This window comes from Pseudomonas sp. ASL3 (assembly GCF_056680425.1).
The window spans coordinates 1,008,745-1,030,145 of the sequence record NZ_CM155281.1 but is presented as its reverse complement, the minus strand read 5'-3'; the positions used below and the strand labels follow the sequence as shown (position 1 = coordinate 1,030,145).

Sequence of the window (21,401 nt, the reverse complement as noted above, 5' to 3'; positions counted from 1 at the left end):
TCAGGCGCCGGTGCTTTGGAACTGCTTGCGCAACTCCACCAGCGCGGGCGACGCCGGGGTGATGTGGTTGCGCTGCTCGGCCTCGATCAGCCAGCCGCTGCGGTGCCAGTCTTTGACGATCGGGTCGAGCCGCGCCTGGGTGTCGGTCTCGCCGCGACGGGTCCAGATCACCGAGGGCGCCGGGTTCAGTTCCGGGGTCAACGCGCGGTAGTTCTGCCATTCGGTACTGTCGGCCAGCAATGGATTGATCAACGTGGCGTCGTGCACGGCGGCGACACAGTTATTGCCACGCAACGCCAGCAGCGACTCGGACGAGCTTTTGAACGCTTTGATTTCGGCGCCGAACTCGGTCAGCGGTTTCACGTAGCTGCTGCCCTGGGAGGTGCACACCGGTTGGCCCTTGAGCTCTTCCCAGCGGGTGATGGTGCTGTCTTTGAGAACCGCTGCGGTGCCGCCGACCCGATAAAACGGCGTCGGTACATGCCCGAGGATCTGGTCGCGCTCGCTGTTCCATTCCATGTTGGCAATCAGCAGATCGACCTTGCCCTGCTGCAAGAATTGCACGCGGTTGGCTGGCAGCACCGGCACCAACTCAACCTCGGCGCCCAGTTGGCGGCCCAGGTCATTGGCCAGATCGACGTTCAATCCACGCGGCACCTGAGTGGTGGGATCAATCGAACCGAACGGTCCACCGGACAACACCACGCCGACCACCAACCGATGACGCTGCTGGATCTTGTCCAGGGTCGCATCGGCCTGCGCCGCGCTCATACCGGCAAAGGTCAACGCAGTTCCCAGCATGACGGGCAACCATCGGGTAACGGGCGAGCGCTTGAACGGCATGGATTTCCCCTCAGTGATGATCGGCGTTTCCCGACCTGATGAGGGCGCATGCTAGGTACAGCCGTCCCGTAACGGAAATGCAAATATCTAATATTGTTATAACTTTCTGGATGAGCCGTTCTTTTGAAAAGGTTATATAGGCTGTTTACGGGGCTTGTAGCGTATCGATCAAAATTCGATGCCACGAATACATAAAAATACGTAATGTATTAGCACGTTCCCCTGATATGAATTCAGCCTCATCGAGCCATCATGTCCGACCTTGCCACCCTCGATCTTGAATTGCTGCGGACCTTTATCGCAGTGGTCGATCACCACAGCTTCGCCGAAGCCGGCGTGCATCTGGCACGCACCCAGTCCTCGGTGACGCAACATATGCAACGTCTGGAGCAACAGGTCGGCGTCACCTTGTTCCGCAAGCAAGGCCGGCAAAAGCACCTCACCGAGCCGGGGATGCAGTTGTTGCGGCATGCGCGACAGATGCTTTCACTCAACGACGAGGCCTTGAGTTCCCTGCGTGAAAACAGTCTCAGCGGCGTGCTGCGTATCGGCTCACCGCACGACATCGCCGACACCATCCTGCCGCCGATCCTCAGCCACATCGCCCGCTCGGCGCCGCGTTTGCGTCTGGAGATCGACGTCGGCCGCAGCCCGTTCCTGATGGAGGACCTGCACCGTGGCAAGGTGGACATGGTGATTTCCACCCGCGAAGACCCGAACCTTGAAGGCTTCGCCCTGCGCACCTCGCCGGTGTGGTGGATCTGTTCAGCGCAGTACATCCATGTGCCCGGCGAACCGCTGCCGTTGATTCTGGTGGATGAGCCGAGTATTTATCGACGCTATGCGCTGGAGGCCCTGGAGCGCGCGCAGATTCCCTGGCGTCAGGCGTACCTGGCGTCCAACCTGATCGGCATCAAGGCCGCGACCCGCGCAGGTCTGGGTGTCACCCCGCGCAGCATGGAAATGCTCGGCCCGGACATGCGCGTACTCGGCGAAAGCGACGGCCTGCCGCGCTTGCCGGACGTGACCTATTTCCTGTGGATTCGGCCAAACACGGTCAACCCGCTGGCGCGCAAGGCTTACGAATTGATTCGGGGAAGTCAGGGGCTTCGGGGCGGGTTTTGAGGCAATGGGCAGTCTCAAAAAAATCCTGAGATCAGACCGGCCTCTTCGCAGGCAAGCCTGCGAATAGCTTGACGCGGTCTGCCTGCCTCACCACACCGCAATACTTGAATCTGCCCTCGGTTCGGTGCCGCCGCACAATACCCCGGTTTGCGGATCACGCAGGATGATCTGGCCGCGACCGTAATGGGTCAGGTCACAGGCGATTTCAACCTGGTGCCCGCGTCGCGCCAAAGCGGCCGCCAGGTCCCGTGAAGCGCTCTGCTCGATCCCGACTTTCATCTCCCCCAGCCACTGCCAGCGCGGCGCATCCAGTGCGGCTTGCGGGTTGAGGCCGAAGTCGATCAGGTTCATCACCATCTGCACATGACCTTGCGGCTGCATGTAACCGCCCATGACCCCGAACGGCCCCATGGGCACGCCGTCTTTGCTGAGGAAGCCGGGGATGATGGTGTGAAAGGTTTTTTTACCCGGCGCCAGGCTGTTGGCATGCGCCGGATCGAGGCTGAACTCCTGACCCCGGTTTTGCAGGGCGATACCGCTGTCGGGCAGGACCACGCCAGAGCCGAAGCCGTGGTAGTTGCTCTGAATGAACGAGACCATATTGCCTTCGGCATCGGCTGCGGCCAGGTACACCGTGTCACTGGCGTGGGGGTCGCCCGGCTTCGGCGCCATGGCCCGCTCACCGATTTCTGCACGGCGTCGGCTGGCGTACTCATCACTGAGCAGATCAGCCACCGCTACCCGCATGTGCCGCGGATCGGTGATGTAGTGCCGACCGTCGCTGTACGCCAGCTTCATCGCCTCCAGTTGTCGGTGCCAGGTTTGCTGGCTGTCGCGATGATCGAAGTCGAAGCCTTCGAGAATCTTCAAGGTCATCAGCGCCACCAGCCCTTGACCACTGGGTGGAATTTCCCAGACGTCATAACCACGGTAATTGATGCTGATCGGGTCGACCCATTGCGCGCGGTAACCCTGCAAGTCGCTGGCGCTCAAGTAGCCACCGGTCGCCTGCGAATGATCGGCCAGACGCTTGGCCAGGGCGCCGCGATAGAAACTCTCACAACCGGTGGCCGCCAGTTCGGCCAGGGTCTCGGCTTGCGCGGGATTGCGAAACAATTCGCCGGCCTGTGGCGCCCGGCCGTCGATCAGGTACGTTTCAAACCAGGCCTCCAGCACCGCGTCCCGATGCGGACCGAATTCGGCCAGCGCGGCCTGCCATTGATGGGCAACCACCGGTGACACTGGAAAGCCGTCGCGCGCCAGGCTGATGGCCGGTTGCAGCAGATCGGCGAAGGGCAAGCGACCGAAGCGCCGGGACAGCTCGGCCCAGGCGGACGGGATGCCAGGCACGGTGACCGGCGTCCAGCCATACAGCGGCATCTGCGGATGACCGGCCGCCTTGACCGCGTCGATGGTCAGCGCCTGCGGCGCGTGGCCGCTGGCGTTGAGCCCATGCAGGCTGCCCTGGGTCCAGACCAGGGCGAACGCATCGCCGCCAATGCCGCAACCGGTCGGCTCGACCACCGTCAGCGCCGCCGCCGTGGCGATGGCCGCATCGATGGCATTCCCCCCCTTTTGCAGCATTTCGATCCCGGCTTGCGCGGCCAGGGGTTGAGAAGCGGCGACCATCCCGCGCCGGGCAAACACGGTTTGGCGCTGTGACGGATAGGGATACTCGTGAGCGGAAAATTTCAACATGGCATAAGCTCATTCAAATTCAATCAGCACAGGATTCTGAGGCGGTCAAAGGACTCGACTGAGACTCCGATCTGATTGAGGTAGCGAACGGGGCAGTTAAACAAGTTGTCCGTGAGATTTTTTCGCAGGCAAGCCTGCTCCCACAGATTCATGCCGGGCACAAATCCTTGTAGGAGCTGCCGAAGGCTGCGATCGACCGGGAACCGGTCGTAGATGCAGATATTTTTGAAGGCCGTTCCGGCCTTATCGCAGCCTTCGGCAGCTCCTACATGGGTTCGGCGTATTGCCTGAGAACATAGAATCTCCCACAGGGGATTTCCTGTGGGAGCAGGCTTGCCTGCGAATAGCTTGATGCGGTCTATCAGAGGTGCAATGCATGCCCCAGCGCACGCAAAGCCGCTTCCTGGACCGCTTCGCCCAGTGTCGGATGAGCGTGAATGGTGCCGGCGATGTCTTCCAGTCGAGCGCCCATTTCCAGGGATTGCGCAAAGGCAGTGGACAGTTCCGAGACACCAACACCCACGGCTTGCCAGCCGACAATCAAGTGGTTGTCCCGCCGTGCGACCACACGTACGAAGCCGCTTTTCGACTCCAGGGTCATCGCCCGACCATTGGCCGCGAACGGAAAGTTGGCGACCAGGCAATCCAGTCCGCCTTCTTCAGCCTCCTGAGGTGTTTTGCCGACCACCACCAGCTCCGGATCGGTAAAGCACACGGCGGCAATGGCGACGGGATCGAACTCGCGGTGTTTGCCGGCGATCAGTTCCGCGACCATTTCACCCTGAGCCATGGCGCGGTGGGCGAGCATCGGCTCTCCCGCAAGGTCACCGATGGCCCAGACATTGCGCATGCTGGTCTGGCAGCGGTTGTCGATCTTGACCGCCGCGCCGTTCATGTCCAAGGCCAGGGTTTCGAGGTTCCAACCCTGACTATTAGGGCGACGGCCGACCGCGACCAGCACCTGATCGGTTGCCAGTGCGAGCGTCTCGCCGTCCGGGTTGCGCACCTGCAGCGTCTGGGTATCGGCATCGAAACCTTCGACGCTGTGTTGCAAATACAGCTTCACCCCCAGGTGTTTCAGGGTCTCGGCGATGGGTTGAGTCAGCTCCTGATCGTAGGCCGGCAGGATCCGGTCACGGGCTTCGACCACACTGACTTCAGCGCCCAGCTTGCGATAAGCGATGCCCAGCTCCAGGCCGATGTAGCCAGCACCGACCACGATCAAGTGCTTGGGTATGGCGTCAGGGGTCAGCGCTTCGGTGGACGAAATGATCGGGCCGCCGAGGGGCAACATCGGCAGGTTGACCGAGGTCGAACCCGTGGCCAGCAACAGGTGCTCGCACTGGATACGCAGGTCGTTGACTTCGACAGTCTTGCCATCGATGACCCGCGCCCAGCCATGGATCACCTGCACATTGTTTTTCTTCAGCAAGGCCGCGACGCCGGTGGTCAGGCGGTCGACGATGCCGTTCTTCCAGTTCACGCTTTGCTTGATGTCCAGCGCGGCCGACTGGACGCTGATACCCAGCGCCGACGTTTGACTGAAACCCGTGGTCTGGTGGAACTGTTCAGCGACGTGGATCAGCGCCTTGGACGGGATACAACCGACATTCAGGCAGGTGCCGCCCAGTGCCTGGCCTTCCACCAAAATGGTCGGGATCCCCAGTTGACCGGCACGAATCGCGGCCACATAACCGCCAGGACCGCCGCCGATGATTAGCAACGTAGTGTTCAGAGTCTGTTGCATGATTACTCCACAAACAGGGTGGCGGGTTGTTCGAGCAAGCCGCGAATGGCCTGGATGAATTGCGCCGCGTCCATGCCATCGACCACGCGATGGTCGAAGGAACTGGAGAGGTTCATCATTTTCCGGATCACGATCTGGCCTTTGATCACCATCGGCCGTTCGACGATGCGGTTGACGCCGACGATGGCCACTTCTGGCAGGTTGAGTACCGGGGTGCTGACGATCCCACCCAATGCACCGAGGCTGGTCAGGGTGATGGTGGAGCCGGACATCTCATCGCGAGTGGCTTTGCCGCTGCGTGCAGCGCTGGCCAGACGCGCGATTTCCTCGGCGTTGGCCCACAGGCTGCGGGCTTCGGCGTGACGTACCACCGGCACCATCAGTCCGTTGTCGCTTTGTGTGGCGACCCCGACATGCACCGCGCCATGACGGGTGATGATTTGCGCTTCATCGTCGTAGCGGGCGTTGATCTGCGGGAAGTCGCGCAAGGCCACGACCATGGCCCGGACGAGGAACGGCAGCAAGGTCAGCTTGCCGCGACTGGCGCCCCATTTTTCATTGAGATGCACACGCAGTTCTTCCAGCGCGGTGACGTCCACTTCTTCGACATAACTGAAGTGCGCCGCGCGGCGCGTGGCGTCCTGCATGCGTTGGGCGATTTTGCGGCGCAGGCCGATGACCGGGATTTGCTGCTCGTCGTTGCGTTCGGCGTAAGCGGCGGCCGGGGCAGGACTGGCCTCATTGCCGTGTTCGAGGTAAGCGTCCAGGTCTTCATGGCGGATCTGCCCGGCCGGGCCATGGCCTTGCACCAGACGCAACGGAATACCGGCATCCAGAGCGCGCTTGCGCACTGCCGGAGAGGCCAACGGACGCTCATCAGTCTGACGGGTAGAACGGGCTTCCAGGGAACGTTTCACGCCGGCTGCCGGGGCCGTGTGTGGCTTGATATCAAGCGCAGGTCTGGCTTCGACTTTGGGCTGTACCACTGGCGTCGGCGCGGGCTCAGCCTTAGCGGTTGTGGCGGTTTCCTTGAGGTTACCGGCGCCTTCGACTTCGATCCGGATCAGCTCACTGCCCACGGCCATGACTTCACCGGGCTGACCACCCAAGGCTATTACCTTGCCGGCCACAGGAGAAGGAATATCCACTGTGGCCTTGTCGGTCATCACATCGGCGACGACCTGATCCTCGACGACCATATCGCCGACTTTAACGAACCACTCCACCAACTCGACTTGCGCGATGCCTTCGCCAATGTCCGGCATTTTAATGACATGCGTGCCCATTCAGACCTCCATGACCCGTTTCAAAGCCGCACCCACTCGGGATGGACCGGGGAAATACGCCCACTCTTGAGCATGGGGATACGGCGTATCCCAGCCCGTGACGCGCTCGATAGGCGATTCCAGATAGTGGAAGCAGTGTTCTTGCACCAGCGCCACCAGCTCCGCGCCAAAGCCGCACGTGCGCGTGGCTTCGTGAACCACCACGCAGCGACGGGTTTTCTTCACCGAATTGACGATGGTTTCCAGGTCCAGCGGCCAGAGGCTGCGCAGGTCGATGACTTCGGCGTCGACGCCGGTCTCTTCCGCCGCCACTTGCGACACATACACCGTGGTGCCATAGGTCAGCACCGTGACGTCGTTGCCAGGGCGAGTAATCGCCGCCACGTCCAGCGGCACGGTGTAGTAACCATCGGGCACGGCGCTGGCCGGGTGTTTCGACCATGGCGTTACCGGACGGTCGTGATGCCCATCGAACGGGCCGTTATACAGGCGTTTGGGCTCGAGAAAAATCACCGGGTCATCATTCTCGATGGAGGCGATCAACAAGCCCTTGGCGTCATAAGGATTGGAAGGCATCACCGTGCGCAAACCACAGACCTGAGTGAACATCGCTTCCGGGCTTTGGCTGTGGGTCTGGCCGCCATAGATACCACCACCGCAAGGCATGCGCAGGGTCATCGGAGCGATGAATTCCCCGGCCGAGCGATAGCGCAGGCGAGCCGCTTCCGAGACGATCTGGTCGGAAGCCGGGTAGAAATAGTCGGCGAACTGGATCTCGGCCACCGGCCGCAACCCGTAGGCGCCCATCCCCACCGCTACACCGACGATCCCGCTTTCGGAGATCGGTGCGTCGAACACCCGTGAGGTGCCGTATTTGGCTTGCAGGCCTTCGGTGCAACGAAAAACCCCACCGAAATAACCCACGTCCTGGCCGAACACGACCACGTTGTTATCGCGCTCTAGCATGACATCCATGGCCGAGCGCAGGGCCTGGATCATGGTCATGTTGGTGGTGGTCATGGCGGTTTCCGTGTCCAACTGGATAGTGCTGTTGTGATCGTTCATGTCAGATCCCCAGTTGCTGACGCTGCCGACGTAAGTGCTCCGGCATTTCTTTATAGACGTCTTCGAAGATGGTCGCGGCGCTGGGCATTTGCCCGCCAGCGAGGGTGCCGTATTGCTCAGCTTCTTTCTGCGCAGCGATGATCTCCGCTTCGAGTTCGGCGCTGGTGGCGGCGTGTTCTTCTTCGGACCATTGACCGATGCTGATCAGGTGCTGTTTGAGGCGCAGGATCGGATCGCCCAACGGGAAGTGACTCCAGTCATCGGCCGGACGGTATTTGGACGGGTCATCGGAGGTCGAGTGCGGGCCGGCGCGGTAGGTCACCCACTCGATCAGCGTCGGGCCAAGGTTGCGTCGGGCGCGTTCAGCGGCCCAGGCGGAGGCCGCATAGACCGCGATGAAATCGTTGCCATCCACGCGCAGAGAGGCAATGCCGCAACCGACGCCGCGACCGGCAAAGGTCGTCGCTTCGCCACCGGCAATCGCCTGGAAGGTGGAAATCGCCCATTGGTTGTTGACCACGTTGAGAATCACCGGCGCGCGGTAGACGTGGGCGAACGTGAGGGCGGTGTGGAAGTCGGATTCGGCGGTCGCGCCATCGCCGATCCAGGCAGAAGCGATCTTGGTATCACCCTTGATCGCCGAGGCCATGCCCCAGCCGACGGCCTGGACGAACTGCGTGGCGAGGTTGCCGGAAATGGTGAAGAAGCCGTGATCACGCACCGAGTACATGATCGGCAGCTGTCGCCCTTTGAGCGGGTCGCGTTCGTTGGACAGCAATTGGCAAATCAGATCCACCAACGGCACTTCGCGGGCCATCAGGATGCTTTGCTGACGATAGGTCGGAAAGCACATATCGGTCATGTTCAGGGCCAGGGCCTGAGCGCTGCCAATTGCCTCTTCGCCGAGGCTCTGCATATAGAAGGACATTTTCTTCTGGCGCTGGGCGACGACCATGCGGTTATCGAAGATCCGCGTCTTGAGCATGGCACGCATGCCTTTGCGCAGAATTTCCAGCGGAACGCCTTCGGCCCACGGGCCAAGCGCCCTGCCCTGATCATCGAGGACACGAATCAGCCCTCGGGCCAGGTCAGCGGTATCGGCCGGCTCGACATCGATCGGCGGCTTGCGGACCAGGCCCGCATCCGTCAGACGCAGGTAGGAGAAATCGGTGGTACAGCCTGGACGGCCAGAAGGTTCAGGAACGTGCAGGCGCAGGGGTTCGTATTCGTTCATGGGCTTTTCTCTACGCTCGATCTTGTCATGTGTTTTGTTGGGCGTTGGATCTTGTCCTACACAAATCATAGGCCTGACCGTAGAGAATATTTTTCTCAACTTCATTGCGCTTCGAGCCATTTAAGGACAATTATTCTGAATAAACACAATAAACAGGCGTATTTACCTCATGCGAAAGCTGGATCGTACCGACATAGGGATTCTCAACAGTCTTCAGGAGAATGCCCGCATTACCAACGCGGACCTCGCACGCTCCGTCAATCTCTCCCCCACCCCCTGCTTCAATCGGGTCAAGGCCATGGAGGAACTGGGGCTGATCAAGCAACAGGTCACCTTGCTCGACCCCGAATTGCTGGGGCTGCACGTCAACGTGTTCATCCACGTCAGCCTCGAGAAACAGGTTGAGGAAGCCTTGCATCTTTTCGAAGACGCCATCTCCGATCGCCCCGAGGTGATGGAGTGCTATTTGATGGCCGGCGACCCGGACTACTTGATCCGCGTGCTCGTCCCGACCATCCAGGCGCTGGAGCGGTTCATGATGGATTTTTTGACCAAGGTGCCCGGCGTGGCCAACATCCGCTCCAGCTTTGCGCTGAAGCAGGTGCGCTACAAGACGGCGTTGCCGTTGCCGGCGAATGGCTTGAGTCTGGGGATATAGGGAAGGTGTCGCAAGCTCTGGCGTCGTTTACCTCAACGCAATCGACGCCTGATAGCCGCTTATATAATTAAGCTCCGCAGTCCAAACGTTGCGGCCCACACTTTATAACCCACGATTCAATGACCGAACAAACAACCCACCTGTTTTATTGCTGTTTTTCAACGCCGAACTTCAGGCCCTGAAAAAAAGTATTACTGGCCGGAAATTAACACGCTAGCCAGCAAACACGAGCCCATTGTCTACTAGCCTTACCGACCCGCTTATGCCCGCCAGGCAAGCGCACGGGTGCTGACTCTTACAACTATAAAAAAGGAAAGTGCTATGGTTTCCCACGTGAAATCACGGGGCCTGCTATTCGGCATGCCCCTCTGTCTGATCTGGGGTTATGTTGCAATTGCCCTGTTCATGACGGGCGATGGTATCGAACTGGCGTTCTTGTCTCGTTATGTCGTCGACCTCGGCTTCTCCCCCTCGCAAGCCTCTTTTCTATTTACGGTCTATGGACTACTGGCTGCATTGTCCAGTTGGGGTTCCGGCGTACTTGCGGAAATCTACGGGCCGCGTCGGATCATGCGCATCGGCGTGGTGGCCTGGATTGTTTTGCATGTGCTCTTTCTCTACTTCGGCCTGGGTGCCAAAAACTATCCATTAATGGTGCTGTTCTACGGTATACGCGGCCTCGCCTACCCCTTATTCATCTATTCCTTTCTGGTCTGGGTCGCCCAGGTCGCACCGCGAGATCGGCTGGCTTCGGCGATGGGCTGGTACTGGACGATGTACTCCATCGGCATCGGCTTTCTCGGAACCTACCTGCCGAGCTTCAGCATTCCCCGTATAGGGTTCATGGGCACCTTATGGATGTCGATCATTTGGGTGGCCTTCGCTGGGGCGATCGTTCTGTTCCTGGTGAAAGACCAGAGGATGGGCATCCCGGAGGTTCGATTGAGCACGGCTGAGCGTCTTCGCGAACTGAGCCGTGGCGCAACCATCCTCTTCGACAACCGGAGCATTTTAATCGCGGCCATTGTGCGGATCATCTGCAACCTCACGCTGTTCGGCTTCCCCGTCATCATGCCGCTGTACCTCACCTCGGCCGAGGTGGGGTTCACGATGGAGCAATGGCTGCGGATCTGGGGGCTGATGTTCATCGTCACCATCTTTACCAACGTCTTGTGGGGGCTGATCGGTGATCGAATTGGCTGGATTCGCCAGATGCGCTGGTTCGGATGCGCCGGGTGTGCCATCGCGACCCTGGCCTTCTACTACCTGCCGCTGACCTACGGTGCCAATTTCCCCGTCGCGGTGATCGCCGCAGTCGCATTGGGCGTCAGCGTCTCAGCCTTTGTGCCCATGGGGGCGATCTTTCCCGCCATGGCTCCAGACCACAAGGGTGCGGCCATCTCGGCCCATAACCTGGCTGCCGGCCTGTCCAACTTCATGGGCCCGGCGATTGCCACCCTCGCCATCGCCACGCTGGGCGTCAAAGGCATCGTCTGGATCTACGCCGGGCTTTACCTGGTCGGTCTGGGGCTGACCTATTTCATTCACGTCGATCAACCCGGGTTCGAGTCCAGGGCCAAGCCAATGATTTACACCCCGAATCGCCCAAAAACCAGCGAAGCACTATGAATCTGCGAGGCTCCACCATGAAAGCTTTAGTCCTGGAAAAACAACACCAATTGACTATCCGTGATATCGAAGTCACCCAGGTATTGGGCGCCGATGATGTGCGTATCCGGGTCCATACCGTCGGCGTGTGTGGCAGCGACGTGCATTACTACAGCCATGGCCGGATCGGACATTTCATTGTCGACCAGCCGATGATCCTGGGGCATGAAGCGGCCGGTACGGTTATCGAAACGGGCAGCAACGTAACCCACCTTGTGGTCGGCGACCGGGTCTGTATGGAACCGGGCATTCCCGACCCCAAGTCCAGGGCCTCACGCCTTGGCCTCTACAACGTCGACCCCGCCGTAGTGTTCTGGGCGACCCCACCGGTGCATGGCTGCCTGACCGCTGAAGTCATCCATCGCGCATCCTTCACCTACAAGCTGCCCGACCATGTCAGCTTTGCCGAAGGGGCAATGGTCGAACCCTTCGCAATCGGCATGCAGGCGGCGGTGAAAGCTCGGATCAAACCCGGCGATGTGGCGGTGGTCATCGGCGCCGGCACCATCGGCATGATGACCGCCCTGGCGGCCCTGGCAGGCGGCGCCAGCCAGGTGCTGGTGTCCGATCTGATGCAGGAAAAGCTGGACATCGCCCAGCGCTACGACGGCATCACCAGCGTTAACGTGCGTGAACACTCCCTGAGGGACAAAGTGGCCGAGGCTACCAACGGTTGGGGCGCGGACGTTGTATTCGAGGCCAGCGGCAGTGCGCGCGCTTATGACGATGCACTGGCAGCCGTCTGCCCCGGCGGAGCACTGGTGCTGGTGGGCATGCCGGTCGAGCCGGTGCCCTTCGATGTGGTGGCGGCCCAGGCCAAGGAAATCCGCATCGAAACGGTATTCCGCTACGCCAATGTCTATGAGCGCGCAGTGAACCTGATTGCCAGTGGCAAAGTGGATCTGAAACCTCTGATCACGGCGACCTTCCCCTTTGAAAAGGGTGTCGAGGCCTTCGAGCGTGCAGCTAGCGCCCTGCCGGCCGATGTGAAGCTGCAAATCACCTTTGGTGATGCTTGAGCAGAGGGGCTACTTTGGCATCAGGTAATCCAGCGGAGATCAAAGGTGATGATGGGCGAACAATCAAACGGTAGGCCCTCGGATTTCGAGGTGATTCTTACCGGGCCTCAGCATAGTTTCCGCTGGTACGAGCATGATTATCCGTATCCATTGGCACGCTGGAATCATCACCCTGAATTCGAGATTCACCTGATCCGACAAGGTAGCGGCCGGTTGCTTGCCGGAGACTATATCGGCCATTTCGGTCCGGGGCATGTGGCGCTGATAGGCCCCGGCTTACCCCATGACTGGATCAGCGACCTGGCACCCGGGCAGCGGATAGAGGGCCGCGATGTGGTCTTGCAGTTCGATGGGGAAGCCTTGCTGCAGTTGCGTGAAACCTTGCCCGAGTTGGGCGAACTGGAGTCCCTGTTCAGTCGTGCACGGCAAGGTATCGAGTTCAGTGGGGAGGTCGCGCGCTCAGCCGCCTGCCTGCTGGAAGAGATCGGGCAGGTCAAGGGTTTGAAGAGCTTCGTGCTGTTTCTGTCGCTACTGGAAGCATTGGGGCAGGCAGACGCTCATGGGAGCCGAACCCTGGCCAGCCCACACTACGCACCGATGCAGGACAGCCTGACGACTGAGCGAATGAACCGGATCTTTGATTACGTCCTGGGGGATCTGGCGGGCGAGATTCGCATGTCGACCATCGCCCACCGTCTGGAAATGACCGAGTCGGCTTTCTCACGGTTCTTCAAACGTACGACCGGCCATACCTTTGTCGAGCTGATCCGCAAGCTGCGTATCCAGCGCGCTTGTCGCCTGCTGCTGCAAAGCAGGCAGTCGGTTGCTGATATCTGCTTCGAAGCGGGCTTCAGCAACCTGTCGAATTTCAATCGTCAGTTTCGCGGTGAAATGCAGGCAACCCCCAGCGACTACCGGCGCAAACTCGGCGAACATTCTGTTAAGGAAATTGTGTGAAAGACAGTATTCAACGTTTTGCATGGCGCGAGGATTCGCCATGTTTCTAGTCTGCGGCGAAGCGTTATTCGACCTCTTTGCCAATCCGCCGAATAACGGGTTGTCGAGCCAAATCGGTTTCAACGCAATCGCAGGCGGTTCCCCCTTCAATGTGGCAGTGGGACTGAGCCGGTTGGGCATTGATAGTGCTTTGCTGACCGGCATATCCACCGACTTTATGGGTAAGCAGCTACGTCAGACGCTGAAGGAGGAAAAGGTTTCAACGGCCTACCTCATCTCCGTCGACGCACCGACGACCCTGAGCCTGGTCAGCCTCGATGAGCGTGGCATTCCCCACTACAGCTTCTATGGACAGTCCGGGGCTGACCGGCAACTGAATCTGGCCGACATTCCCCGGCTCGATAACGCCCGAGGCATTCACGTAGGATCCTATTCGCTGGTGGTGCCTCCGACGGCCGATACGCTCTACAAGATGGTGGCAAGCGCTCCCGCCCATTTGCTGATCACCCTTGATCCCAATGTGCGCCTGAATGTCGAGCCAAATCTCGATACGTGGCGAACGCGGATCACCGCCTTCGCCCGGCATGCGCACATCATCAAAGTCAGTGAAGAGGACCTTGAGCTTCTCTATCCGGATAAGGAGCCTGCGTCGGTCGCGTCCAGTTGGCTGGGTGATCGCTGCCAGCTTGTGCTCCTGACCCGGGGTGAGAAAGGCGTCAGCGTTTTTAGCCGCGCGCTCGGCGAGTGGTCGCATGCAGCCCGGCAGTTGATCCCTGTGGATACCGTGGGCGCGGGAGATACCTTCCAGGCCGCAGTGATCGCCTTCCTGATAGAGAGCAACCTGGACTCACCCGCCGCCCTCGCAACGCTAGAGCGCAATGACATCGATGCCTTGCTGACTTTTGCCACGGAAGCGGCAGCATTGACCTGCTTGCGCCGTGGACCGGACCTTCCCCGGCGCCATGAGCTGATCCACCTCTTGCGAACAGCACCGAGCTGATTAGCTTGCGCAGTGAAAACGCCTGGGCGACTCTTGCCGAAAAGAGGCTTCATTGAACCGATGAATTATTTTCAATCATCTCGACTCCCTTCGCTGCTGCGCAAACTACTGCGTCCGCTGCTGGATCCCTATCGACGCTATCGCCACGCCCGGCTTATCCATGCCGTGCGTGTGTCGCTGGGGCTGCTCGCCACGATCTTGCTGACCACCGGTATCAACCTGCCCCACGGTGAATGGGCCTCGATCACCATGCTGGTGGTGATTGGCGGCCTTCAGCACCACGGCAATATTGGCAAAAAAGCCGCTGAGCGGGCCTATGGCACGCTGATCGGCGCGGCTGTCGGCCTGTTGCTGATTGCCCAGCACGCGTATTTCGGCATACCGATGCTCACCTACCTGGGCATTTCTGTGGTGTGCGGCTTTTTTGCCTACCATGCAATCGGCAAGGGCGGCTACACGGCACTGTTGTCGGCGATCACGGTGTTCATCGTCGTCGGCCATGGCGATAATCCGGTATCCGATGGCCTTTGGCGTACCGTCGATATCTTGATCGGCATCGTCCTGGCCTTGGCGTTTTCCTTCGCTCTGCCGCTGTATGCGGTGTTTTCCTGGCGCTACAACCTGGCGAGTGCACTGCGTGACTGCGCGGTGATCCATGGCCGAATCGTCAGTGGGCAATCGGTCACCGACGACGACTATATAAAGCTGATCAACCGTGTAAACGGCGCGATGGTGCAAATGCGTTCGTTGATGCCGTCGGTGTCCAAGGAAGTGCGGATATCGATCAATGAACTGGACGCCATCCAGCGCAATCTGCGGATGTGCATCAGCACCCTGGAGATCCTCGCCAACACCCGCCCCGCCGCCGACGACGAACAGACCATGGCCCGGCTGCAACTGTCCCTGAAAGCCGAGCACCGACAGATACGCGTTCAGCTGATTGCCATGGCACGCGCACTGCAAACCGGTGCCTCGGAGCGACTTGAACGGCCTGCCGGTGGCCTGGAAAAAGAGGCAGGGTTAAAAGCGCCGGTCTACTCGGCCCTGGACGGCTACCGACTGTTGACCCTGCAACTGGCCGCCAACATCGACGACATGCGTCAGCGGTTGGCGAAGAGTGCAGGGCAATGGAAGATCTGACTGTCAGTCATGGCGCGGGCAAACCCGCTTCTGTCAAATAAGGGGCTTCACCGGATCAAGTGGGTGTTATGAGTTTTGGAGACGTTCCGGGTATAAGTCCAAACCACCAAAATGAAAGTAAATGGCATTGCGAAAACGCTCCCGATTTCGAAACCCGCAAGAGCGTTGCTTGAGCCGTTGAATGCGTGCGTTCATGCTTTCTGCATGGCCGTTATGCAGGTTCAACACGATGGCGTTGACGATGCCCCACAGTCGTCGCTTGATCGTTTTGGCGACTTTCCACATCGGTGGCAGCCCACTGTTCAAGGCCCATTCCAGCCAGTGGTTCCACTGTTGTTCGACCTCATCCCGATCCTTACCTCGCCACAACTGCATGGCCAGATCTTTGATCGCCCACGCTTTGGCTGTACGCAACGAACCCTCTCGCAACGACTCGAAGGTTGCCTGTTGTCGCTCAGTCATGTTCTCAGCCCGCTTGAGCCAGACGTATTTCGTGTTCTTGAGCACCGTGGAGCCGGCCTTTAACAACTCGCGGTTCTCCATATGACGCACTCTGTCCAGCGCCTCACTCAACAGCTTGGCCACATGGAACTTGTCGAACGCTATTTTGTGCATGGCATCCGGAATATGACGCTGGGTCGCGCTGATAAAGGCGGGCCACATATCCATCGAAACGCCCGTAATAGCTTGCTTCTGGTCGCTATTGAGCTTCGTATAAAACGCTTCCAGGCTCTGGGTGAGGTTGCCGTCTTCCACATGCAAGACCTGACCCGTTGCGGGGTCGGTCACCACGGTGACGTACTCGCGACGCTTTTGAAACGAAGTCTCGTCCACACATATCTGGGTCGGTGATAACGGTTTTCGACGCGCCAATCCGCGTCTGACGGCGCGAGCCATGATCCGGTCAATGCTGCCCCAGCTTGTCTGGAGTTGACGCGAGACCGCCTGAATACTGGCTTCCTGGATCCAGTTGATCACCAATGCTTCAAACATCAAGGTGAAACCTGAACCAGCGTCTGCCCACGGGACCTCGACAGTCACCACGCCATGCTCGGCGCAATGAACTCTGGGCACCTCAGCCTCTAGAATGGTCACGAACTGACACGTATCAAGATGCCGCCAACGACGTTTGCGTTTGTCATAACGCGAAGCGTGCAGGCCACATTGCGGACAGGTGAACGCAGCAGCATCAGATACTCCAACGCCGACAACGACTTGCCCCAACGCACGGTCAAGGTTAACTGCGACCACTTTCCACGGTGCCTGGAGCCCAAGGATTTGGGTGTATAAATCGATATCTTTCATGGGGAGGAGAATAGATTACCCACTCAAAACGGTGAAGCCCCTCAAATAACCTTTAAGTCATTGGTTCTAAATGATTATTTTCGGAGATTCCGGATCAACTGTGGGAGATTCTATGTTGCGGGGCAACTCGCAAGCATAGGGCTCGGTCGATATCTGGTGTAGGGGACTGATTTGTTTTCAGCGCTTCATCGAAAATTAATCCGTCCCCCGATGTTGAGGTCGGGAGCTAAGGTAGAGAGCTGAGGTAGAGAGCTGAGGCCTGGGACAGATTGATTTTTCAAAGAGCGCGAAAAATAAAATCAGTCCCTGTGGGAGCAGGCTTGCCTGCGAAGAGGCCAGTCGTGCAAAGAAGAGCGTTATGACTTGCGGAATATTTGAGCCTGATCCAAGGCTTTCGCAGCGGGACGCGTAGTTGCAAGCCTGCTCCCACAGATTCAGGGTGAACCCGGCACCGTGTTTGCTGTGCCACAGCGCGGCGTCGAAGACGGGACAGGATCTCCTATCAAACAGCCTGTAAGCCACTGAAAAATAAAATATAAATTTTAAGTCAGGCACCGATCGACTGTAGGAGCTGACTTGTCTGCGAAGGCCATTCAACGCGGTGGGTCTGACAGATCGCGCCGTATGGTCTTCGCAGACAAGTCAGCTCCTACGCCCTCCGGGCAGAATCGAGACCCAGTTTGCTGCGCGACAGCGCGGCGTCGAAGACGGGGCGGGATCTCCCACAGAAATTCAAGGTGAACCCAACACCGTGATGGATTTCCTAGCCTTCGTAGGGTCACTGTGGCCCACGAGAGGAGCATTTAAAACCAGGCGCCAAGGCAATGGAAATACGGTGATGTGCCGAGCAAAGCATGCACTGGACCACATCCCTGTACAAATAATCAGTTACCCCCCTCACGACGAACGTGAAGCTTTTTTTCATCATCACGCTTCACAAACGCTAACGATTAGTAGAGTATCGCCTCAACCTGTATGACAACCTGATAACAACACAACAACAGGATTGCCACGATGTTCGACAAGGTCCCTACGCATGTGTTGAGCGACAACGTCGCCCAGCAGTTGTTGGAAAAGATCGAAACCGGTGTTTTTGCCAACGGTAGCAAGCTGCCCAGTGAAGCCATGCTCTCCCAAGCCTTTGGGGTGAGCCGCACGGTGGTTCGAGAAGCTATTTCCCGCTTGAAGAACGAAGGCGTCCTGCAGCCCCAGCAGGGTCGCGGCATCTTCGTCACGCCTAATGCCAATATCCGCCCCCTGCGCATCGACTACACCGAAGCCAACCTGCCCGGCAGCGTGTTCCATCTGCTGGCGCTGCGCCGTGCCATCGAGGCGGAGATCGCTTCCGAGGCCGCCCTCAATCGCAGCGAAGCGGATTTGGTAGTGATCGATGAAGCGCTGGCGCGCATCGATGAAGAAGTCGATGAGGGCCTGGACGGGGTCAAGGCCGATGTCGCGTTCCATCGCTCCATCGCCCAGGCCACCGGCAACCCCTACTTCCTCAAGACCCTCGAGTTCGTCAGCCAGTACCTGGAGACCGCGACGCGGATCACCCGTACCAACGAGGCGCGCCGGGAAGACTTCTCGCGCCAGGTGCACGAAGAGCACCAAGCCGTGGTTGCGGCGATTCGCCTGGGTGACCCGCTGGCTGCCGGCAATGCCGCGCGCGCCCATATCTACAACGCTGCCCGCCGCCTGCGCCAGGCTGGCGTGGAGTGAGACCGTAGCTTTTCTGTCTGGAGTACACCCATGAATAACAAGAATGTCGGCGTTATCGGTCTGGGCGCAATGGGACTGGGCATTGCCCGCTCGCTGTTGCGTGCCGGCTTCAATGTGCATGCCTGCGACGTCCGCGCCTCGGCGCTGGAGCAGTTCGCGACCGAAGGTGGCGTGTCTTGCGCCTCCCCTGCGGCGATGGCCGAGGCCTGCGAGGTGATCATCACGGTGGTGGTGAATGCCGAGCAGACTGAAACCGTGCTGTACGGTGAAAACGGCGCCGTGGCTGCATTGCGCCCGGGCAGCCTGCTGATTGGCTGCGCCACCGTCGCGCCGACCTTCGCCGTGGAACTCGGACAACGCCTGGCCGAGCAAGGCCTGCTGTACCTCGACGCCCCCATCTCCGGCGGTGCGGCCAAGGCCGCTGCTGGCGAGATGACCATGATGACGTCCGGCCCGGCGGACGCTTACGCCAAAGCCGAAGCGATCCTCGCTGGCATGGCGGGCAAGGTCTACCGTTTGGGCGACGTTCATGGCCTCGGCTCGAAGGTCAAGATCATCAACCAATTGCTGGCGGGCGTGCACATTGCCGCCTCCGCCGAAGCCATGGCCCTGGGCCTGCGCGAAGGCGTGGACGCCGATGCCCTGTACGAAGTGATCACCCACAGCGCCGGCAATTCCTGGATGTTCGAAAACCGCGTGCCGCACATTCTCAAAGCCGACTACACGCCGCTTTCGGCTGTGGATATTTTCGTCAAGGACCTGGGTCTGGTACTGGATACCGCCCGCGCCAGCAAATTCCCGCTGCCGCTGTCAGCCACTGCGCACCAGATGTTTATGCAGGCCTCCAGCGCCGGTTTCGGCCGCGAGGATGATTCGGCAGTGATCAAGATTTTTCCGGGCATCAAATTGCCGACCGCGAAAACCGAATCAGCCTGAGGAGCGCAGCATGAGCACATCCACCGCACGCCCGCTGCTGGGCTGCATCGCCGACGATTTCACGGGCGCCACCGACCTTGCCAATATGCTGGTGCGCGGCGGTATGCGCACGGTGCAGAGCATCGGTATCCCCAGCGCTGAAGTGGCCGCCGGGCTCGATGCCGACGCCATCGTCATCGCCCTCAAGTCGCGCACCACACCGGCCGTCAGTGCGGTCGAAGAATCCCTGCAAGCCCTGGCGTGGCTGCGTGAGCGCGGTTGCGAGCAGATTTTCTTCAAGTACTGCTCGACCTTCGATTCCACCGCCGCCGGCAATATCGGTCAGGTCAGCGAAGCCTTGCTCGCCGCGTTGAACAGCGACTTCACCCTCGCCTGCCCGGCCTTCCCGGAGAACGGTCGAACGATCTTCCGTGGCCACCTGTTCGTGCAGGATCAACTGCTGAACGAATGCGGCATGCAAGATCATCCGTTGACGCCGATGACCGATGCCAATCTGGTGCGCGTGCTGCAATCCCAGACCCGGCTGAAGGTTGGCCTGCTGCGCTACGACCACGTCGCCCAAGGCGCCGAGCAGGTGCGCGCGCGCATCGACGAACTGCGTGCCGAAGGCATTGGTATGGCGATCGCCGATGCCGTGTCGGATGCCGACCTCTACACTCTGAGCACCGCGTGCGCCGATCTGCCGTTGCTGACGGGGGGTTCCGGGCTGGCCTTGGGGCTGCCGGAAAACTTCCGTCGCGCCGGCAAGTTGCGCAGCCTCGATGCAGCCAAACTGCCTCCAGTCAGTGGCGGTGAGGTGGTCCTCGCCGGCAGCGCTTCCCTGGCCACCAACGGCCAGGTCGCCGCTTGGCTGGAGGCCGCCCACCCGGCCTATCGCATCGACCCGCTGGCCCTGGCTGCCGGCAAACCGGTGGTCAACGAAGCCCTGGCTTTTGCCCGCGACAGCGCTGAAACCGTGCTGATCTACGCCACCTGCAGCCCCGAACAAGTCAAGGCGGTACAGCGTGAACTTGGTGTGGAACGCGCCGGCAGCCTGGTGGAGCAGGCCCTTGGAGAGATCGCCAAGGGCCTGTTCCAGGCGGGTGTACGACGTTTTGTGGTGGCCGGCGGCGAAACCTCCGGCGCAGTAGTCCAGGCCCTCGGCGTACAGTTGTTGCAGATTGGCGCGCAGATTGATCCCGGCGTACCGGCCACGGTCAGTAGCACAGATGAACCACTGGCCCTGGCCCTCAAGTCCGGCAACTTCGGTGGCCGTGAGTTTTTTGCCAAGGCGCTGAAGCAGTTGGCAGGAGGTGCGGCATGAGTCAGGAAAACACCCTGCGCGAAGAAATCTGCGACGTCGGCCACAGCCTCTACGGCCGTGGTTATACCGTCGGTAGCGCTGGCAATATCAGCGCCCGGCTGGATGACGGTTGGCTGATCACACCTACCGATGCCTGCCTGGGCCGCCTCGACCCGGCGACCATCGCCAAGGTCAACCTGGCCGGTGAATGGGTCTCGGGGGACAAGCCGTCCAAGACCCTGGCGTTGCATCGCCAGGTCTACGACCGCAACCCCGGTGTCGGCGGCGTGGTGCATACCCACTCTACCCATCTGGTGGCGCTCACCTTGGCCGGGGTCTGGCAGCCGGACACCATCCTGCCGCCACTGACCCCTTATCAGGTGATGAAAGTCGGGCGCATTCCATTGATTGCCTATGAACGCCCCGGTTCGCCGAAAGTCGCCGAACGGGTCGCGCAACTGGCCAACAGCGTGCGAGGCGTGATGCTCGAACGCCTCGGCCCGGTGATCTGGGAAAGCTCGGTATCCAAGGCCAGTTATGCCCTGGAGGAACTCGAAGAAACCGCTCGGCTTTGGCTGATGAGCAACCCCAAACCAGCCCCGCTGAACCAGGCCGCCCTGGATGAATTGCGCGAGACGTTCGGCGCGCAGTGGTAAACCGCTAGACCGATAACGCAAGCCCTGCCCGGGAGCTGCTGTTTCGCTCCCGACGGACTCGGC

Annotated in this window: 18 protein-coding genes; 11 read left to right on the top strand and 7 right to left on the bottom strand. The window is 59.9% G+C overall.

Annotation, left to right across the window (positions count from 1 at the left end; genetic code table 11):
• On the bottom strand, nt 1-843 hold the full coding sequence (locus AC1MEE_RS04650; RefSeq protein ID WP_480414090.1) for a transporter substrate-binding domain-containing protein: 843 nt from the start codon (nt 841-843) through the stop codon (nt 1-3).
• Nucleotides 844-1,095: 252 nt separating this feature from the next.
• Between AC1MEE_RS04650 and AC1MEE_RS04645 the strand changes: the two genes are divergently transcribed.
• Nucleotides 1,096-1,968: a LysR substrate-binding domain-containing protein gene (locus AC1MEE_RS04645; protein WP_480414089.1), complete on the top strand. Its 873-nt coding sequence runs from the start codon at nt 1,096-1,098 to the stop codon at nt 1,966-1,968.
• A gap of 87 nt (nt 1,969-2,055) precedes the next feature.
• On the opposite strand, the gene ggt is transcribed toward AC1MEE_RS04645, so the two are convergent.
• The 5 genes from ggt to AC1MEE_RS04620 all read right to left on the bottom strand — a co-directional run bounded on the left by ggt (nt 2,056) and on the right by AC1MEE_RS04620 (nt 8,998).
• Complete coding sequence (gene ggt, locus AC1MEE_RS04640) at nt 2,056-3,666, bottom strand: gamma-glutamyltransferase (RefSeq protein WP_480414087.1); 1,611 nt, start codon at nt 3,664-3,666, stop codon at nt 2,056-2,058.
• Nucleotides 3,667-4,027: 361 nt separating this feature from the next.
• Nucleotides 4,028-5,413, bottom strand: a complete 1,386-nt coding sequence (gene lpdA / locus AC1MEE_RS04635) for a dihydrolipoyl dehydrogenase (RefSeq protein ID WP_480414086.1) — start codon at nt 5,411-5,413, stop codon at nt 4,028-4,030.
• Between the two features lie 2 nt (nt 5,414-5,415).
• The gene (locus AC1MEE_RS04630; protein WP_480414085.1) at nt 5,416-6,699 is read right to left on the bottom strand and encodes a dihydrolipoamide acetyltransferase family protein; all 1,284 of its coding nucleotides are present in this window, start codon (nt 6,697-6,699) and stop codon (nt 5,416-5,418) included.
• Nucleotides 6,700-7,764: an alpha-ketoacid dehydrogenase subunit beta gene (locus tag AC1MEE_RS04625; RefSeq protein WP_480414084.1), complete on the bottom strand. Its 1,065-nt coding sequence runs from the start codon at nt 7,762-7,764 to the stop codon at nt 6,700-6,702.
• Between the two features lies 1 nt (nt 7,765).
• Nucleotides 7,766-8,998 carry a thiamine pyrophosphate-dependent enzyme gene (locus AC1MEE_RS04620; protein ID WP_480414082.1) on the bottom strand — a complete coding sequence of 411 codons (1,233 nt, stop codon included), beginning with the start codon at nt 8,996-8,998 and terminating at the stop codon, nt 7,766-7,768.
• Nucleotides 8,999-9,167: 169 nt separating this feature from the next.
• Between AC1MEE_RS04620 and bkdR the strand changes: the two genes are divergently transcribed.
• The 6 genes from bkdR to AC1MEE_RS04590 all read left to right on the top strand — a co-directional run bounded on the left by bkdR (nt 9,168) and on the right by AC1MEE_RS04590 (nt 15,440).
• Nucleotides 9,168-9,656 carry a Bkd operon transcriptional regulator BkdR gene (gene bkdR, locus AC1MEE_RS04615; RefSeq protein WP_480414081.1) on the top strand — a complete coding sequence of 163 codons (489 nt, stop codon included), beginning with the start codon at nt 9,168-9,170 and terminating at the stop codon, nt 9,654-9,656.
• A 321-nt stretch (nt 9,657-9,977) separates the two neighbouring features.
• Nucleotides 9,978-11,285 (top strand): MFS transporter, encoded by a 1,308-nt coding sequence (locus tag AC1MEE_RS04610; protein ID WP_480414079.1) that lies wholly within the window; start codon nt 9,978-9,980, stop codon nt 11,283-11,285.
• 17 nt (nt 11,286-11,302) lie between these two features.
• A complete protein-coding gene (locus AC1MEE_RS04605) occupies nt 11,303-12,343 on the top strand; it encodes an NAD(P)-dependent alcohol dehydrogenase (RefSeq protein WP_480414078.1) in 1,041 nt (346 codons plus the stop codon).
• A gap of 48 nt (nt 12,344-12,391) precedes the next feature.
• Nucleotides 12,392-13,300 (top strand): AraC family transcriptional regulator, encoded by a 909-nt coding sequence (locus AC1MEE_RS04600; protein ID WP_480414077.1) that lies wholly within the window; start codon nt 12,392-12,394, stop codon nt 13,298-13,300.
• A gap of 40 nt (nt 13,301-13,340) precedes the next feature.
• Nucleotides 13,341-14,300: a carbohydrate kinase family protein gene (locus AC1MEE_RS04595; RefSeq protein ID WP_480414076.1), complete on the top strand. Its 960-nt coding sequence runs from the start codon at nt 13,341-13,343 to the stop codon at nt 14,298-14,300.
• A gap of 60 nt (nt 14,301-14,360) precedes the next feature.
• Complete coding sequence (locus AC1MEE_RS04590) at nt 14,361-15,440, top strand: FUSC family protein (protein ID WP_480414075.1); 1,080 nt, start codon at nt 14,361-14,363, stop codon at nt 15,438-15,440.
• A 66-nt stretch (nt 15,441-15,506) separates the two neighbouring features.
• Here the strand turns inward: AC1MEE_RS04590 and AC1MEE_RS04585 are convergent, their stop codons facing one another.
• Nucleotides 15,507-16,745 carry an ISL3 family transposase gene (locus AC1MEE_RS04585; protein WP_480412525.1) on the bottom strand — a complete coding sequence of 413 codons (1,239 nt, stop codon included), beginning with the start codon at nt 16,743-16,745 and terminating at the stop codon, nt 15,507-15,509.
• Between the two features lie 1,014 nt (nt 16,746-17,759).
• Between AC1MEE_RS04585 and AC1MEE_RS04580 the strand changes: the two genes are divergently transcribed.
• The 4 genes from AC1MEE_RS04580 to otnC are packed head-to-tail and all read left to right on the top strand — an operon-like array spanning nt 17,760 to nt 21,338.
• Entirely contained in the window at nt 17,760-18,464 is a 705-nt protein-coding gene (locus AC1MEE_RS04580) for a FadR/GntR family transcriptional regulator (RefSeq protein WP_480414074.1), read from the top strand.
• Between the two features lie 30 nt (nt 18,465-18,494).
• Nucleotides 18,495-19,400: an L-threonate dehydrogenase gene (gene ltnD / locus AC1MEE_RS04575; RefSeq protein ID WP_480414073.1), complete on the top strand. Its 906-nt coding sequence runs from the start codon at nt 18,495-18,497 to the stop codon at nt 19,398-19,400.
• A 10-nt stretch (nt 19,401-19,410) separates the two neighbouring features.
• Nucleotides 19,411-20,703 carry a 3-oxo-tetronate kinase gene (gene otnK, locus AC1MEE_RS04570; protein WP_480414072.1) on the top strand — a complete coding sequence of 431 codons (1,293 nt, stop codon included), beginning with the start codon at nt 19,411-19,413 and terminating at the stop codon, nt 20,701-20,703.
• Nucleotides 20,700-21,338 (top strand): 3-oxo-tetronate 4-phosphate decarboxylase, encoded by a 639-nt coding sequence (gene otnC / locus AC1MEE_RS04565; RefSeq protein ID WP_480414071.1) that lies wholly within the window; start codon nt 20,700-20,702, stop codon nt 21,336-21,338. The genes otnK and otnC overlap by 4 nt, the downstream gene beginning before the upstream one ends.
• The last annotated feature ends 63 nt before the right edge of the window (nt 21,339-21,401 follow it).

Bases quoted from the DNA above. Each gene is read 5' to 3' on its own strand.
- AC1MEE_RS04600 (WP_480414077.1), top strand. From the start codon at position 12,392: ATGATGGGCGAACAATCAAACGGTAGGCCCTCGGATTTCGAGGTGATT.
- AC1MEE_RS04650 (WP_480414090.1), bottom strand. From the start codon at position 843: ATGCCGTTCAAGCGCTCGCCCGTTACCCGATGGTTGCCCGTCATGCTG.
- AC1MEE_RS04645 (WP_480414089.1), top strand. From the start codon at position 1,096: ATGTCCGACCTTGCCACCCTCGATCTTGAATTGCTGCGGACCTTTATC.
- AC1MEE_RS04610 (WP_480414079.1), top strand. From the start codon at position 9,978: ATGGTTTCCCACGTGAAATCACGGGGCCTGCTATTCGGCATGCCCCTC.
- otnC (WP_480414071.1), top strand. From the start codon at position 20,700: ATGAGTCAGGAAAACACCCTGCGCGAAGAAATCTGCGACGTCGGCCAC.
- AC1MEE_RS04625 (WP_480414084.1), bottom strand. From the start codon at position 7,764: ATGAACGATCACAACAGCACTATCCAGTTGGACACGGAAACCGCCATG.
- AC1MEE_RS04580 (WP_480414074.1), top strand. From the start codon at position 17,760: ATGTTCGACAAGGTCCCTACGCATGTGTTGAGCGACAACGTCGCCCAG.
- AC1MEE_RS04590 (WP_480414075.1), top strand. From the start codon at position 14,361: ATGAATTATTTTCAATCATCTCGACTCCCTTCGCTGCTGCGCAAACTA.
- AC1MEE_RS04620 (WP_480414082.1), bottom strand. From the start codon at position 8,998: ATGAACGAATACGAACCCCTGCGCCTGCACGTTCCTGAACCTTCTGGC.
- bkdR (WP_480414081.1), top strand. From the start codon at position 9,168: ATGCGAAAGCTGGATCGTACCGACATAGGGATTCTCAACAGTCTTCAG.
- AC1MEE_RS04605 (WP_480414078.1), top strand. From the start codon at position 11,303: ATGAAAGCTTTAGTCCTGGAAAAACAACACCAATTGACTATCCGTGAT.
- ggt (WP_480414087.1), bottom strand. From the start codon at position 3,666: ATGTTGAAATTTTCCGCTCACGAGTATCCCTATCCGTCACAGCGCCAA.
- otnK (WP_480414072.1), top strand. From the start codon at position 19,411: ATGAGCACATCCACCGCACGCCCGCTGCTGGGCTGCATCGCCGACGAT.
- ltnD (WP_480414073.1), top strand. From the start codon at position 18,495: ATGAATAACAAGAATGTCGGCGTTATCGGTCTGGGCGCAATGGGACTG.
- AC1MEE_RS04595 (WP_480414076.1), top strand. From the start codon at position 13,341: ATGTTTCTAGTCTGCGGCGAAGCGTTATTCGACCTCTTTGCCAATCCG.
- AC1MEE_RS04585 (WP_480412525.1), bottom strand. From the start codon at position 16,745: ATGAAAGATATCGATTTATACACCCAAATCCTTGGGCTCCAGGCACCG.
- lpdA (WP_480414086.1), bottom strand. From the start codon at position 5,413: ATGCAACAGACTCTGAACACTACGTTGCTAATCATCGGCGGCGGTCCT.
- AC1MEE_RS04630 (WP_480414085.1), bottom strand. From the start codon at position 6,699: ATGGGCACGCATGTCATTAAAATGCCGGACATTGGCGAAGGCATCGCG.